This is a genomic window from Bacillus sp. AFS029533, from assembly GCF_002585125.1.
Classification (GTDB): Bacteria; Bacillota; Bacilli; order Bacillales; family Bacillaceae_G; genus Gottfriedia; species Gottfriedia luciferensis_B.
The window spans coordinates 137,176-152,634 of record NZ_NUQC01000021.1 but is presented as its reverse complement, the minus strand read 5'-3'; the positions used below and the strand labels follow the sequence as shown (position 1 = coordinate 152,634).

Genomic DNA, 15,459 nt, shown 5'->3' with positions numbered 1-15,459 from the left:
TACTACTATACAAAGAAAAAGAAAATTTACATAAACAATTTTGGTTTTGGATTTATGTTTGATGTAGTTTCTTCAATAATATTAGATGGTTCTACTACTTCTGACTTAATTGGAGCTTTTTTTCGTTTTTTTGGTTTTGTTTCTTCTGTTTGCACAACATCTATTATTCCATTTGAATCATTTTTTTTACTTTTTTTTGTATCAACCGGGTCGTCGGTATTTACTGCTTTAAATATTTTGTAGATTGAAGGGAAATTTTTAATAGCAGGAGCGTATTGTTGAATCATTGGCGTGACTTGTTGAGCTGCTTGAACAGCTTTTTGCATACCACCGATGACACCTGTAATAGAAGTGTCTCCTCCCATTAATCGCGAGAAAAAGCCTGGACTGCCATCATCTTCTTTTTCGGGTGGTTGCCCAGTCATTGGGTATTGATTCTGTGATCCTTGTTGCTGATAATTACTACCGCCTTGTGGCTGCATTACTGGCTGGTTTTGAAACGGAACAGGTTGTAAAATTTTATTTTGGCTTATATATTGTTGATGCGCGTTTAACTGCGGTTGATATGAAATTGGTTGCTGATAATGACCTTGTTGCCCAACAATTTGTTGGACAGGTGGATAAAACTGTTGTTGATGTTGCATATATGGTTGTTGCGGTGATTGGGGATATGGATATCGCTGATCAAAATTTGGTCCTGCACTGTATGGATTTTGTAAATTTTGATAAGGCTGTTGATAACTATTATAAAAATTTGGACCGTTCATTGGAAAAGGCTGTTTATTTTTTTTCTTAAATTTATCAAGTAATCCCAATCTAATACCTCCTTTCGAAAATACTCTTTATTACTTAGGCTATGCACATAATTTGAAATGGTTAGTATAGGACAGAATAAAAATAAAAATGCTACTAAAGAAGAAAGAAAAATTAGAATTAGCTTTATTGGGCAAATCTATTGTATAATAGATAATTGTAGCTATTTTGTACGAGGAAATAGATTCCTCATTACATAGAAAGTTTAAATTAAGAAGGTGAGTTATATGGCAATTTCATTTAAAAATTTTCAATTAAAACCATTTATTTTGGAAGCGATAGAGAAGAAACACTTTACAGAACCAACAGAAATTCAACAAAAGATCATTCCTCAAGTTAAAACTGGACGTAGTGTAATCGGTCAATCGCAAACAGGGTCAGGAAAGACTCATGCATATCTAATTCCGACAATTAATACATTAGATCCATCTTTAGATCAAGTGCAATTAGTAATAACTGCTCCAACTCGAGAATTAGCGACTCAAATTTATAATGATGTTCAAGCGATCATTGAATGTTGTCCAGAAGATGAGCAATTAACTGCAAAAAACTTCGTTGGAGGAACCGACTACAAACGTACTGTTGAAAAACTAAAAAAACAGCCACATATCGTAATTGGGACTACTGGACGTATTAAAGATTTAGTAAATGATAATGTATTATTAGTTCATACTACGAAGTATTTAGTAGTGGATGAAGCGGATTTAATGTTAGATATGGGATTTATCCATGATGTGGACCAAGTTGCATCAAAAATGCCAAAGAAACTTCAAATGCTTGTTTTTTCAGCGACAATTCCTGAAAAGCTTAAACCGTTTTTGAAAAAGTATATGGAAAATCCTGAACATATTCATATTAATCCGCAACAACTTTCAGCTCAGAAAATTGAACATATTATTGTTCCAAGTCGCCATAAAGACAAAGTTAAAATGGCTAAAGATATTTTATTAAGTTTTCAGCCATATTTAGCAATTGTCTTTACAAATACGAAGAAAAAAGCTGAAGAAGTTGCTACTCAATTATCATCATATGGCTTAAAAGTTGGTCAAATTCACGGAGATTTAAGTCCTCGTGAACGTAAAAAAATGATGAAGCAAATTCAAGATTTAGAGTTCCAATATATTGTTGCCACTGACTTAGCTTCCCGTGGAATCGATATTGAAGGGGTAAGTCATGTAATAAATATTGAACTACCAGCAGATTTAGATTTTTATGTCCACCGTGTAGGTCGTACAGGGCGTGCAAACTTCTCTGGAACTGCTATTACAATTTATGATCAAGAAGACGAACAAGCATTAGACAAACTTCAAGATCGTGGAATTACATTTGAGCATCGTGAACTAAAAAAAGGTGAATGGGTTGATTTAGGACCTCGCTCAAAACGTAAGCTACGTAAAAGAACTGATCGAAATCTTGATGCAGTTGCTGGTAAGGCGATTAAAAAGCCATCTAAAGTTAAACCTGGCTATAAACGTAAACTGAATGAACAAAGAGAATCATTTAAAAATAAAGTGAAAAGAAAAACGAGTAGATAGATAGCTTGCAAAAAAGAAAGGAAGAATATTCCTTTCTTTTTATTTTATAAGCAGGCGAACCATTTAACCATGATTGATTTTCATGTTAAAATGGTAAGTATGATTAATTAAGGTAGGAGCTGAAAGAATGTTACGAATAGGATCTCATGTTTCAATGAGCGGTAAGAAGATGTTTTTAGCCGCTAGTGAAGAAGCTGCAAGCTATGGTGCTAATACATTTATGGTGTATACAGGTGCGCCTCAAAATACACGTCGTAAAGCAATTGAAGATTTAAATATTGAAGCAGGTTTAAAACATATGGCTGAAAATGGAATTGCTGATATAGTAGTCCATGCACCATATATTATCAATATTGGAAATACTACAAATCCAGCTACTTATGAATTAGGTGTTGAATTTTTACAAAAAGAAATAGACCGTACCGCAGCATTAGGAGCAAAACAAATCGTATTACATCCAGGTGCTCATGTAGGCGCTGGTGAAGATGCTGGAATCGACAGAATTATTCAAGGCTTAAATGAAGTATTAACAGCTGAAACTCCAGTACAAATTGCGCTTGAAACAATGGCTGGAAAAGGATCAGAATGTGGTAAATCATTCGAAGAAATAGCGAGAATTATGGAAGGTGTACACTACAACGATAAATTATCAGTTTGTTTTGATACATGCCATATTAATGACGCTGGATATGATATCGTTAATGACTTTGATGGTGTCTTACAGCAATTCGATCAATTAATCGGGATCGGTAAAATAAAAGTACTTCATATTAACGATAGTAAAAATCCAATGGGAAGTCGAAAAGACCGACATGAGAACATTGGCTTTGGATCGATTGGATTTAAAGCATTAAACTATATTGTTCATCATCCACAACTAATGGACATCCCTAAAATTTTAGAAACTCCATATGTTGGTGAAGATAAAAACAACAAGGTACCACCATATAAATTAGAAATCGAAATGTTACGCAATCAAGAGTTCAATGAAAACTTAATTCAAGAATTATTGAAAGCTTAATTCAAAGAAACCAGCTCATTTTAAATAATGGGCTGGTTTTTTATTTTCTTAGTTTAATCGTTCGAACTTCATCGTTGCTCAATTTAACAGATTTGAATTCTAAATAATGAGTGGCTATTAAATCCTTAATTAAAAAAAGACGGTGTCTTTGAGCGTATTAAGACATAGTGCATGTAGACTGCAAATAAATTCTGATAATCGCAATTAAAATTGGTAAAACTGCAATTAAATTTAGAAAACCGCAAATAAATTTAGCAAAACTGCAATTAAATTCCAAAGAATCGCAAATAAAAGCCAAAATTACCCATACCCCTTAAGGTATTACGACATGAAAATCAGATATAAGAAGATAATTTTAAATGAAAAACTAGTAAATTTGCTCTTATTCTTACTAAATTGAATAAAAAACTGCTAATTATATTTTAAATAGAGCGGTTTTATCAGCTACAAATAAAAATCGCTGTATAGATACTCCCCCAGTAATAAAAAAAGGGCACCCATATGTCAGTTAATCCAACATAAGAGATAGCCCATTCGATTTATTTTATAATTCTATTTCTACTACTTTCTTTAACTTACTATCCAAATATGAAGCGATTATTTTTCCTTCTTTAATTCTTTTCACAGTGACAACATTACTAACTAATTCGTGATCATGTTCGTCTAAGTGCAATAATTTAATATAGACCACATGTGCCTTGTCACGTTCGATTAAACTACTAGCGATATTAAGAGCTAAGTTATGGCTTAAATCATCCATATGAAACATGTGTTTGAATTTCACTTCGTCATCTGTTTCTTTGTCTAAATAAATTATTTCATAATGTAGCTCATGCAAATCCATATTAATCCCTCTCATTTCGTTTTAAAATAGTTAGGTGATTCTTTGTATGAGCATTATATGATTTGTGAAATGAGTAGAGTTATAAATTAAAGCTTTTTAATGAACATTTTAACCAAGCTTAAGTTAGCTTTTGAAAAATAATATCAATTTGTTGTGCAGTGGCTTTAGAGGTAACATTTGCAATTTGGGAAAGAATTTGTTTTTTATGTTCAGCGTCATAGATATTATAATTTTTCCCGTTTAATATTGCAGCCACTTTATTGGCTTGATCTGGCGTAATATACACTTGATATTGTTGGCTTAATTTTAATAAATCCTTTGGTGTTATACTATTTACCTTTTTATTTATGAGAGTTTGGATAATATTCATTCTGAACCTCCTCTTAGGTGAAATATTTCATCAATAAATTTTATGAGAGGTTATTCTAAATAATGAGCACAGGACACAAATCTCAATTGATTTTTCAAAAATAATAAGTATTGCAGTGGGAGGAAGTGCAAAAAACTTTGACTTTTCTATGATTTCACATGGAGATTCAGAAGCAACCAAAATAAGCTCTTATTCGCAGTAAATCTTCTTACTGGAAAACAAAAGCATTGTAAAAGCGAATTAAATGAACAACTCAATTAAACTATTAAAATAGAAAAGCTTGAATTCACGATAGAATTCAAGCTTAATTGTTTACTATTAGTGGATTGCTTTCTTCTTAAACTTTCCACCTTTAACGTCAGCTATATTTCCGATTGCTACAAAGGCATTTTCATCATAGTCTTCAACAATTGATTTTAATTTTGCTTCTTCAAGTCTTGAAATGACTGTAAAGATGATTTTTTTATCTTCACCCATAAAGCCACCTTCGCCATGAAAATATGTAACTCCTCGACCTAATCGGGCATTTAATGCATCACCGATTTCTTTATCATTATCACTAATGATCCAAACAGATTTAGTATCCTGGAATCCTTCAATTGTTAAATCGATTGTTTTAAATGCTACATAATAGGCAATTAATGAATACATAGCATTATCCCATCCAAATACAAATCCTGCACTTCCGAGAATAAATACATTAAATGCCATAACAACCTCACCAATTGAAAAAGGTGATGATTTTGTTAAAAGTATTCCTATAATTTCAGTCCCATCAAGTGAGCCACCATTACGAATTACTAAACCTACGCCAATTCCTAAACCTAATCCACCAAATAATGCAGCTAGTAAAGGGTCATTAGTTAAATGAGGAATGTCTTTAAAAAGAGAGGTAAATACTGAAAGGACAGTGATACCAAATAAAGTTGAGATAGCGAATGTTTTACCGATTTGCTTATAACCTACTATTACAAAAGGTAAGTTTAACAAGAATAGAAAAATACCGAGATTAATCGAAGTAATATGGGAGAGGATCAAAGAGATACCTACGATTCCACCATCAATGATATCAGTTGGAATAAAGAATGCTTTTAAGCAAGCTGCCATCAAAGCAGCACCTAATGTAATAAAAAACCCCCGTCTAATAATCTTAAAGTTTGAAAGCTTACGATGTGTAATAGCGTTCAAAAAACCACCTCTTTATCTATATTTATATGTTAATTGTAACATATTGTATTTTTCATCACAAAGTGATAAGGCTTATTTATTAAAAATACATTAAAAAATTTATCGGAAAATTAAGGGATTTAAAGTTTTGATGAGGATGAAATTAATTGAAAATCGAATATATATTTTGCCGAGTTTTCTTTGTTTACAAATAAGAAGTATTCTCTTATACTAAGAACTTGAAGTAAAACGTAATTATTCCTAAATAGATGAAGGTGTTTTAATAAATGAGTCAAGATATCATAAAAATTGAAGATTTGTCTTATAGCTATGACCGTCAAAAGGTATTAACAGACATTAATCTTCTAGTAAAAAAAGGAGACTTTTTAGGTCTAGTTGGCCCAAATGGTAGTGGCAAATCAACTTTACTAAAATGTATATTAGGTATCCAGCAACCAGATGAAGGAAAAATAGAGATATTTGGTACAGATATTCGAAAAATGAAAAACTGGGATAAGATTGGTTATGTATCTCAAAAAGCGAATAGTTTTAACTCTGGATTTCCAGCATCGGTTTTTGAAGTAGTATCATTAGGTCTTGTTTCTAAAATTGGATTGTTTAACGGTTTTAAAAATTCGGATAAACAAAAAGTCGCTGAAGCGTTAAAATCAGTTGGAATGTATGAATTTGCAAATCGTAATATCGGCGAACTTTCAGGTGGACAACAACAGCGTGTCTTTATTGCGCGCGCACTTGTAAGTAATCCCGAACTATTAATACTCGATGAACCAACCGTTGGGGTAGATGCTGAAAATGTAGAAAGCTTTTATCAATTACTTAGCGATTTAAATAATAAGCTTGGTATTACTTTATTATTAGTTTCTCATGACATAGGCATTATTACTGATAAAGTATCACATGTTGCATGTTTAAATAAAAGATTACACTTCCATGGTAGTCGAGATAAGTTTAAAGATGCTACTGAGAAGGATTTGTCTCTTCTATATGGCCATTCTGTGCATGTACTATCTCACAATCACGAGGATGGAGGAGATAGAATATGATGGATTTTTTTCACTATGATTTTCTAAGAAATACATTAATCACTGGTATGATTATTGGAGTTATGGCTCCATTATTAGGTGTATTTGTTGTATTTAGAAGATTATCACTTATTTCTGATGCATTGAGTCACGTGACTTTATCAGGAGTTGCAGCAAGTCTTTTACTTGAAAAATATTTCTTTACATCTGGCTTTATTAGCCCATTATTTATGGGTATGACATTTTCAGTTGCAGGAGCATTTTTAATTGAAAAATTAAGAAGTGTTTATAAACATTATCAAGAGTTAGCAATTCCTATCATTCTTTCAGGAGGAATGGGATTAGGTGTCATTTTAATTTCATTAGCTAATGGATTTAATACAGATCTATTTAGTTATTTATTCGGTAGTGTTAGTGCTGTGTCACAAGAAGATTTAATTACTGTCATAATTATAGCTGTTTTTGTAGTAATATCTATCATAGTACTTTATAAAGAATTGTTCCTATTATCATTTGATGAAGAATATGCAGTTGCTTCAGGAATTAATGCAAAATGGATTCATTATTTGTTTATCTTATTAGTTGCTTTAGTAGTGTCCATTTCTATGAGAGTTGTAGGTGTTTTATTAGTATCTTCTCTAATGACATTGCCAGTAGCAGCGAGTATACGAATTTCAAAAGGTTTTAAGCAAACAATTATTTTTTCAATTATTTTCGGAGAGTTTTCAGTTGTTGCAGGTATTTTGCTTTCTTATAATTTAAATCTCGCGCCTGGTGGTACGATTGTGATCCTGCAAATCCTTATTCTTATTTTTACTTTAGGTTTGAAGAAATTAAGAACGAGTCAAAGGTAGTGATTAAATGAAATTAGCAGATGCATCAAAATTATTAAAAGAAAGAGGCTTCAAAAATACGCCTAAACGATATGATATGCTTGAATATATTTTTAGGCAAAATAAATATGTAACTGCAAGAGATATTCAACAAGCATTAAAAGATAAATACAAAGGACTTAGCTTCGATACAATCTATCGTAATTTATCCACATTTATTGAGGTTGATGTAGTAGAAGTTACAGAACTAGATGGTGAAAAACGTTTCCGATCGAAGTGTTCGTCTTCAGAACATCATCATCATTTTATTTGTTTAGATTGTGGTAATACAAAAAGTATTTATCGATGCCCTATGGACAATTTATCTGTTGATTTACCTGGTTATACAGTACAAAGTCATAAATTTGAAATATACGGACTTTGTCCGGAATGTAGTTGAATTCGATCCACTTTTAGAGAGTACAAATAGTACTCTCTATTTTTTTTTGTTCGAGAAACAAATAGTGTATTACATAATTTTCCAATTTTGTTTATACTTTAAATTAGAACAATTTAATACACTAAAAAACAAAGGAGTATAAAAATATGGCTATAGGAGATTTAATCTTTCAGTTGATTGTATTTTTAATACCAGTTGCTATTATTAGTTTTGTTATATTTATTTTTCGTTCTATTAGAAAAAATAGGCTTCAAATGCAAAGGGTTGAAACAAAGCTTGATAAAATAAACGAAAACTTAAAAAAAGATTAGTTGGCCTTATCTAATTTTATAGTAATAAGTCTTACCAGTATTTAAACCACTATTTGAATATCCTACAGAACTCGTAATTAGGATTTAGAAAATGTATTTGGGAAACAATTGAACAGGGTAGAAAAAAGTGAATATTATAAAACGTACCGAATGATTGATATAAATTAATATCTATTCATTCGGTATGTTTTTTAACTTTTTCTAGAGTAACAATTCTTATCTTATCGTTCATGTTGATTTTTTCGACGTAGATTAATAGCTATATAACAAAGGAATTATATGTAGATCAGGCTTTTATTGCCATTTTTTTGCCTACATTTTAATAGAATTTACAAAAGTATTGCCGATTTTTTGCCTATATTTTAAAAAGATTTACAAAAATCTACTCATATATTTACATCCCCTCTCTACAATTGACATGTCAGATTATTTTAAATTGGAGGAAAAAATAATGAAATCTAACATGTTTAAAAAAGTAGTAGTGGGAACTTCATTAACTTTGGCGATATCACTTTCTGTAAAAAGTACATATCTCCCATTTAATGTTTTATCCAACAGTAGTATGTCGTCCGTTGCGTTTGCTAGTGAGGGAACAGTTCTTGACATTAATTTTGACAACAATGTTGAGGATAGCTCTTCAAGTACTATAACTCCTCAAATCAAAGGCAATCCAGGATATGTTCAAGGACGAATTAATCAAGCAATTAAATTTACATCAAAAGGACAATATGTGGACCTGGGCAATCGTGACGATTTACGTTTCGGAGAGACCACAGATTTTTCTGTTGCCTTCTGGGTTAAAGCAGACAATATTCAAGGAGATCCTGCTATCATTTCAAATAAGAATTGGAATTCTGGAAGCAATACAGGTTGGAATTTAGCGTTGAACAGTTCAAAACAACTTGATTGGAACTTCAAGACATCCGGAAGCGATCGGAAAGATTATATTATGGAAAATGTAGCTGATAATCAATGGCATTTCATTGTTGTAACGCATGATCGTGATGGGAGTGCACGCTTTTATAAAGATGGTAGCTTAGTTCATTCTATAGATATTTCTGGAATGAAAGGAACTCTTGATACCTCATTTACGACGAAAATCGGACAAGATGGTACAGGAAATTATGGTTCTACTCTTAATGCAGCAGTGGATAATCTTAAAATCTATCGAAATGTTTTGAGTGAATCGGAAGTCCGCGCCATGTATGATAATGCACCTCCACTTCAACCGACATCAGTAGAATCAATTTCTTTGGATCAGACTGAACTCAATCTGAAGGCAGGAGCACCTATGCCACTGACAGCAACGGTTTCTCCATCAGATGCGACGGTAAAAGATGTGGAATGGACCTCTAGTAATGGATCAGTCGCAAAAATCGAAATGCTTAACAACCGTCCTACGATTATTGCAGTGAAGGCGGGCGAAGCAACGATTACAGCCAAAACGGTCGATGGTGGTAAAACAGCTACAGCTAACGTACATGTATCCAACTCCATTGACGTGTCGGGAGATGGGTTGTTAACTGATAATGATCTAAAACTCATTCTGAAAAACCAAAATAGTCGTGAAGGTGACAAACGTTGGAAGCATGCACAAATAGCGGATATTAACAATGATAAAAAAGTGGATAAATTAGATGTGCAAATGATAAAAGATAAGCTGGCTCCTTACAAGAATGATTTTCTTTACAAGCGAGTAGTATTCATAGGAATCGATGGAGCAGGAAACGGGGTAAAAGACCCACAAGCAAATGCAATAAATATAAAGACGCTAATGAGTGAAGGCGCTGGAACATATGAAGCAAAAGCAATGATGCCGACGATTAGCGGGCATAACTGGGGATCCATGCTCCATGGAGTTGTACCTTCAAAACATGGTCTGAACAACGACAATCTAGGTAATCCTTACCCTGAAAAAAATCCTTATCCATCTTATATGAAACTACTAAAACAGGAGCGTCCTATGCTTAATCAAGCTTCCTTTACTACGTGGTCTCCAATCAACAAAGGAATTATTGAAGATTCTGCAGGTGCTTATAAAGTAAATGGTGGGAACGATAATAATACGACACAAAAAACAGTGGACTACATCAAAGCAGAAGGTAAAAACAGTCGTAATATATTTGTTCATTTGGATGAAGTGGATGGAGCAGGTCACAACTATGGCTATGGCAGCCAGAGATGGTATGAGGCATTACAAAAAGCGGATCAGCATGTTGGGCAAATTGTCCAAACTTTAGAAGAAGAAGGACTGATAGAAGATACTCTAATTATCATCACAGCGGATCATGGAGGGAAAGGTTATGGTCATGGTGGTTCCTCCCCAGAAGAACAGACCATTTTCTGGACTGCTAAAGGAAAGTCTCTAAAGCCTGGCACCGTATTGTCGGATGTAGAAAATATAGATACTGCTGCCGTCGTTGCTCATGCTCTACGTTTAGATATCCCAGAAAATTGGGATGCACAACTTCCTTCAGGACTGTTTCAAGTCAAAAAATAGAAAGTAAAAAACAGGTACATTTTTCATTATTAAGAAAAATGTACCTGATTTCATGAATTCTCCTTTTAGTCCCTTTCATAAAAAGAGGAATGTTATTTCTAAAATCGTGACGACTAATAGGACTGTCTGCTTAAAAGGTCTAGAAGAAAAACTTAGTTATGCATTAAAAATTACAATACTTCCTGTGGATCAAGATGGAACCATCCGTAGTCTAGACACATTATAATTAGCCGTTGAACCATCCCGAATGAACATGGCTAACCTTCCTAAAGGTCTAACAAAAACAAAGTTATTCAAATATGAGCATAAAGAAGCAATAAAATGATAGTATTAGTAGTTATCAAAAATAATGGAAATATCTTCTTGTCAGACGAATATAATTTGCCTAGAACCATAATTAATTATTCCGATAAGGAGGATTCTTGTGCGTCCACGACCATTATCTATTGAAAATCCAGAGAATGATAGGTATGTTAGTCTTGTACCAGAGGGAGATATTATAGAAATACTTAGTAAGCAACGAACTAAGACCATTACCCTCTTAAGCAGCGTATCAGAGGAGTCAGCAAGGAAGGCATATGCACCAGGAAAATGGACTTTAAAAGAAGTGATTGGGCATATGACAGACTCGGAACGTGTTATGTCGTATCGAATGCTTGCCATTGCACGAAATGAAAGTGAACCACTCCCAGCAATGGATCAAGATCAATACGTTTCTGCGGCAAACTTCAACAAATTATCCTGGGAGAAACTACTAGCAGGTTTAGATACGGTACGCTCCAACACGTTAAACCTTATTTCCACAATTGATGATGCAGCGTGGAATCGTAATGGAACTGTAATGAACAAGCCTGTTTCGTTAAGTACCATTGCTTATGGCATTGCCGGGCACGAGTTACACCATATGAAAGTGATTGTTGATAAATACTTATAAGTATTTTTGAATTAATGAAAAAACCTAATTTCGCATTTGTTAGTTAAGAAGCATCAAAAAAAGAATCTTCCTGTAGACTGCACCCCTTAACACAGGATGTCGGACAAGTTTTTCATCGACATTTTCAAATGATCGAAAAGAATGGGCGCAAGTTCCATCGGTATGAGAAGAAAACGGTGTTTGACATCCTGGGTGTAGTATATGGGCATAAACAAAGACTTCAAACTATTGCATAGAAAAAAATGTAATGTCTGAAGGCTTATTTAAGTATGCCTAAAATTCTGGTTGGTTATTTGAAGCTCATGGAAAACAGCCCGATCTTATTTGGGATATCTTTTCTCTATCGTTACCTTGATGGACATGCGGCTGAACCCCAAAAAGAATTGATATTTAACATAAGTTTTATTAAAAGAAATACTTACTCATGCCATTTTTAAATATAGGTAGGGTCTTAGTCACTAGCTCTTCTGGTGAAATAGGTCTTCCATCCTTATTCCATGAGTATGTAGCTCCGTATATACTCCAACTCAGTATAGTAGATAGGGTCGTTACCAAATGTTTATCCTCTAATACAATGGTATTTTTAGTGCCTTTTAGCACAAAATCAGCTATTAGCTTTTGTAACTCTTCTTTTATTTTACTTTCTATAATAGTTCCTAAAGAATTATAACCTTTAGGACATAAGTCGCTTAACTCTTTATGGTGATCACACATGGCTAGAAAAATATTTGTAATGACTTCTTCATTGAATCCCTCGTGACCATTTAGTCCTTTTTTCAATTTGTCTGTAAAAGTATTGGTGATGGTGGAATGTAATAAATCAAATTTATCGTCAAAGTGCGCATAAAATGTAGCGCGGTTAATAGCAGCCTTTTCAGTGATATCACGTACCGTTATATTGTTGAAATCTTTTTCACTAGCTAACGAAATAAAAGAGTCTACAATCAATTGTCTAGTACGAAGTATTCTCGGATCTTTTTTTGGCATAATCAATTTTTTCTTCTCCTTTTTAGGCTACACAATGGTGTTTAAAAACGACAATACAATAGAAGTGTTGTGTAAACAACATATTAGCCATTTTGGTGGTTGTTAATAGTTCTTTTTCATCTTATCATCAACTATACAACGCGCGTTGCTTAAATAACACATGTTTTTGTGGAATGGTTTTGATCAAGAAAATTGTTGTGATCATTCAGAATCATACCCAAAAGATTGAAAATGCGATTGGTTCTTAATAAATAAAGTAGTACCTATTGTATCAAATGAACTCTCTTAGAAAAAATAATTAGCTAAGAAGTTATGGAGGGAATTATATTATGAAAAATATTGTAATTGTTGGGGCAGGACCAGGATTAGGAATGTCTATTGCGAAGAAGTTCGGAAAAAACGGATTTCGTGTAGCGCTTATAGCCCGGAATGAAGAAAAGTTGAACCAACTGGTTATTGAACTAGAACAATTAGGCATTGAAGCAGCATCATTTCAAGCTGATATATTAAATAAAGCCCAAATTAGTTTAGCTTTCGCAACGATCAAAGAGAAATACGGATTTATTGATGTGGTTGAATACAGTCCAACTCCAAGTATCGATACAGTAACAACCGCATTAGATGTAACAGAAGAAAATGCGCTATACCAATTTCAATTCAACGTTTTAGGTGCGATATCGAGTATTCGAGAAGTGCTTCCGGATATGTTGGATAAACAAAGTGGAGCTCTGTTATTTACGACAGGTGGAGCCGCAATCAATCCAGTACCAATGATGGGCAATGTCGGAATTGCAGTTTCGGGTCTTCGTAATTATATCTTCAATTTGAACAGTGAATTAAACGACAAAGGTATTTATGCAGGGCACATTTCGATCGGAATCTGGATGCAGCCGAATTCGGGAGTTCAAGACAAAATCGCCGAAATTTGGTACGACATGTACACCAAAAGAGATCGAGTCGAAGAATTTATTACGGAAGATAAAGTATGAATCGGGTAGATTAAAAATCAATCATCTCGGGTATAAATCCGTCATCAATCACCAAAAAGGTAGCCGTTTTTGATGTGAGAAACGGCTACGCTAATCGAGGCACAGAAATGGAAGGATTTTATTCAAGACACCATAACACAAGGAGGCAGAAGACCATGAACATCACTATTTTTGGTGCAAGCGGTGCAATCGGTCAACTTTTAACGCGATTTGCATTAGACAACGGAGATTTCGTTACGGCATATGTTAGAAACCCTGAGAAAATAAAGCTAAATCATTCCAATTTGAGGCTTGTAACGGGGGAACTCTCGAACGCTTCAGCCATTGAAACGGCAGTTGAGGAAGCGGATGTCGTGATCAGCGCCTTAGGACCTCCGTCTGATATGTCGCGAAAGCTTAAAGGAACGCCGGTCGCCGATGGACATGACCTGATTGTCAAAGCGATGAAGAAGTTCAATAAAAAAAGGTTGATTACGCTCGCGACACCGGCCTTGCAATCTGAAGACGATAAGAAAAACTTATCGACGGTGGTGCCGGGAATATTGGCCAAGATCTTTTTGCCAAACGGTTATGTCGAAATGAAAAAGCTGGAAGGAATTATTAAACATTCGAACCTGGATTGGACAGTCGTTCGAATTATTAATCCTAATGTCAAATACAAAGGGCAATCTTATGATTATTCATTCGGCGATCAGCCAGGTAAAATGTCCGTCTCTAGGGAAAATGTGGCGAAATTCATGTATACTGCTGCTCGACAAAGCCAATTGATCAGAAGAATGCCCATTGTCTATAATAATTAAATCAGCTTAAAAGGGAGCATTCAAAATGAAAATTGAGATATGGTCGGACTATGTTTGCCCATTTTATTATATTGGCAAACGTCAATTTGAAATAGGGTTAGAACAGTTTAAACACAAAGAAGAGGTAGAAGTCGTATTGCGTAGTTTTCAATTAGATCCATATGCGAAAAAAAATACAGGAATGGATATCCATCAAGTATTATCATCCAAGCATGGTATCCCATATGAAAAAGCAAAAGCATTGAACAATCAATTTATACAGAAAGCGAAAGAGGTTGGGTTAGATTATCAATTTGATACAATGATTCCTACGAATTCATATGATGCGCTTCTCCTTTCTTATTATGCAAAAAAGAATGGGAAGATGCAGGAGTTTATGGAGCGTATTATGAAAGCTCACTTCACGGATTCACTAGATATCGGTGACCATGCAACACTTGCTCGACTTACAAGTGAGATAGGTCTTGATGCCAACGAAGCTTTGAATGTTTTAGCAAATAATAAATATAGCAAGAATATTGCAGCTGATAGAGCCGAGGGATCAAAAATTGGGATTCAGGGCTTGCCCTTTTTCGTAGTGAATGATAAATATGCCATCTCTGGAGCACAACCTAGCCAAGTATTTTTAGAAATATTACAACGGGTTTGGAAAGAAGAGTACGCGAATGCTAAGGTTGAAAAGTATAAATTAAAGTCGTCGCACGATGATTATTGTTCAGATGGAACATGTAAATTTTAATGAATACTCAAAAAAAGATACAGAAATCTCAAAAGAATAATATAGTATTTCAAGGATCAGGTATTGTTGTTCCAAATCTTGAAGTGGTGCCGCCATCATTTTGGAATTTTTGTATCCTATGCAAATTTTAAGAA

16 protein-coding genes and 1 pseudogene are annotated in these 15,459 nt (G+C 33.9%); 12 read left to right on the top strand and 5 right to left on the bottom strand.

Annotation, left to right across the window (positions count from 1 at the left end; translation table 11 throughout):
* Nucleotides 1–26 precede the first annotated feature (26 nt).
* Nucleotides 27–815 carry a VrrA/YqfQ family protein gene (gene vrrA, locus COE53_RS11800; RefSeq protein WP_069034164.1) on the bottom strand — a complete coding sequence of 263 codons (789 nt, stop codon included), beginning with the start codon at nucleotides 813–815 and terminating at the stop codon, nucleotides 27–29.
* 225 nt (nucleotides 816–1,040) lie between these two features.
* On the opposite strand from vrrA, the gene COE53_RS11795 reads away from it, so the two are divergent.
* Together COE53_RS11795 and COE53_RS11790 are read left to right on the top strand one after the other, a co-directional pair.
* Complete coding sequence (locus COE53_RS11795; protein ID WP_069034163.1) at nucleotides 1,041–2,348, top strand: DEAD/DEAH box helicase; 1,308 nt, start codon at nucleotides 1,041–1,043, stop codon at nucleotides 2,346–2,348.
* Nucleotides 2,349–2,475: 127 nt separating this feature from the next.
* Entirely contained in the window at nucleotides 2,476–3,369 is an 894-nt protein-coding gene (locus tag COE53_RS11790; RefSeq protein ID WP_069034162.1) for a deoxyribonuclease IV, read from the top strand.
* Between the two features lie 544 nt (nucleotides 3,370–3,913).
* On the opposite strand, the gene COE53_RS11785 is transcribed toward COE53_RS11790, so the two are convergent.
* From COE53_RS11785 to COE53_RS11775, 3 genes are all read right to left on the bottom strand, one after another.
* Nucleotides 3,914–4,213, bottom strand: a complete 300-nt coding sequence (locus COE53_RS11785; RefSeq protein ID WP_069034161.1) for a hypothetical protein — start codon at nucleotides 4,211–4,213, stop codon at nucleotides 3,914–3,916.
* Nucleotides 4,214–4,331: 118 nt separating this feature from the next.
* Nucleotides 4,332–4,583 carry a DUF2624 family protein gene (locus tag COE53_RS11780; protein WP_069034160.1) on the bottom strand — a complete coding sequence of 84 codons (252 nt, stop codon included), beginning with the start codon at nucleotides 4,581–4,583 and terminating at the stop codon, nucleotides 4,332–4,334.
* Nucleotides 4,584–4,901: 318 nt separating this feature from the next.
* Entirely contained in the window at nucleotides 4,902–5,771 is an 870-nt protein-coding gene (locus COE53_RS11775) for a YitT family protein (protein ID WP_069034159.1), read from the bottom strand.
* A gap of 266 nt (nucleotides 5,772–6,037) precedes the next feature.
* Here COE53_RS11775 and COE53_RS11770 point away from each other — a divergent pair, with 266 nt between their 5' ends.
* The 7 genes and pseudogenes from COE53_RS11770 to COE53_RS24340 all read left to right on the top strand — a co-directional run.
* A complete protein-coding gene (locus COE53_RS11770) occupies nucleotides 6,038–6,814 on the top strand; it encodes a metal ABC transporter ATP-binding protein (protein WP_069034158.1) in 777 nt (258 codons plus the stop codon).
* Complete coding sequence (locus COE53_RS11765) at nucleotides 6,811–7,647, top strand: metal ABC transporter permease (RefSeq protein WP_069034157.1); 837 nt, start codon at nucleotides 6,811–6,813, stop codon at nucleotides 7,645–7,647. Before COE53_RS11770 ends, COE53_RS11765 begins: the two co-directional genes overlap by 4 nt.
* Before the next feature lie 7 nt (nucleotides 7,648–7,654).
* A complete protein-coding gene (locus COE53_RS11760; RefSeq protein WP_069034156.1) occupies nucleotides 7,655–8,065 on the top strand; it encodes a Fur family transcriptional regulator in 411 nt (136 codons plus the stop codon).
* Nucleotides 8,066–8,211: 146 nt separating this feature from the next.
* Nucleotides 8,212–8,376 (top strand): DUF4083 family protein, encoded by a 165-nt coding sequence (locus tag COE53_RS11755; RefSeq protein WP_084006918.1) that lies wholly within the window; start codon nucleotides 8,212–8,214, stop codon nucleotides 8,374–8,376.
* 451 nt (nucleotides 8,377–8,827) lie between these two features.
* Entirely contained in the window at nucleotides 8,828–10,876 is a 2,049-nt protein-coding gene (locus tag COE53_RS11750; RefSeq protein ID WP_098948066.1) for a LamG-like jellyroll fold domain-containing protein, read from the top strand.
* 424 nt (nucleotides 10,877–11,300) lie between these two features.
* On the top strand, nucleotides 11,301–11,810 hold the full coding sequence (locus tag COE53_RS11745; RefSeq protein ID WP_069034154.1) for a DinB family protein: 510 nt from the start codon (nucleotides 11,301–11,303) through the stop codon (nucleotides 11,808–11,810).
* Between the two features lie 89 nt (nucleotides 11,811–11,899).
* Nucleotides 11,900–12,046 (top strand): annotated as a pseudogene (locus COE53_RS24340) (IS4 family transposase); the annotation flags it as partial.
* A gap of 169 nt (nucleotides 12,047–12,215) precedes the next feature.
* Here the strand turns inward: COE53_RS24340 and COE53_RS11735 are convergent.
* The gene (locus COE53_RS11735; RefSeq protein ID WP_069034318.1) at nucleotides 12,216–12,797 is read right to left on the bottom strand and encodes a TetR/AcrR family transcriptional regulator; all 582 of its coding nucleotides are present in this window, start codon (nucleotides 12,795–12,797) and stop codon (nucleotides 12,216–12,218) included.
* 329 nt (nucleotides 12,798–13,126) lie between these two features.
* On the opposite strand from COE53_RS11735, the gene COE53_RS11730 reads away from it, so the two are divergent.
* From COE53_RS11730 to COE53_RS11720, 3 genes are all read left to right on the top strand, one after another.
* The gene (locus COE53_RS11730) at nucleotides 13,127–13,786 is read left to right on the top strand and encodes an SDR family NAD(P)-dependent oxidoreductase (protein WP_069034153.1); all 660 of its coding nucleotides are present in this window, start codon (nucleotides 13,127–13,129) and stop codon (nucleotides 13,784–13,786) included.
* A 155-nt stretch (nucleotides 13,787–13,941) separates the two neighbouring features.
* The gene (locus COE53_RS11725; RefSeq protein ID WP_069034152.1) at nucleotides 13,942–14,586 is read left to right on the top strand and encodes an NAD(P)-dependent oxidoreductase; all 645 of its coding nucleotides are present in this window, start codon (nucleotides 13,942–13,944) and stop codon (nucleotides 14,584–14,586) included.
* Nucleotides 14,587–14,611: 25 nt separating this feature from the next.
* On the top strand, nucleotides 14,612–15,325 hold the full coding sequence (locus COE53_RS11720; protein ID WP_098948065.1) for a DsbA family oxidoreductase: 714 nt from the start codon (nucleotides 14,612–14,614) through the stop codon (nucleotides 15,323–15,325).
* Nucleotides 15,326–15,459 lie beyond the last annotated feature (134 nt).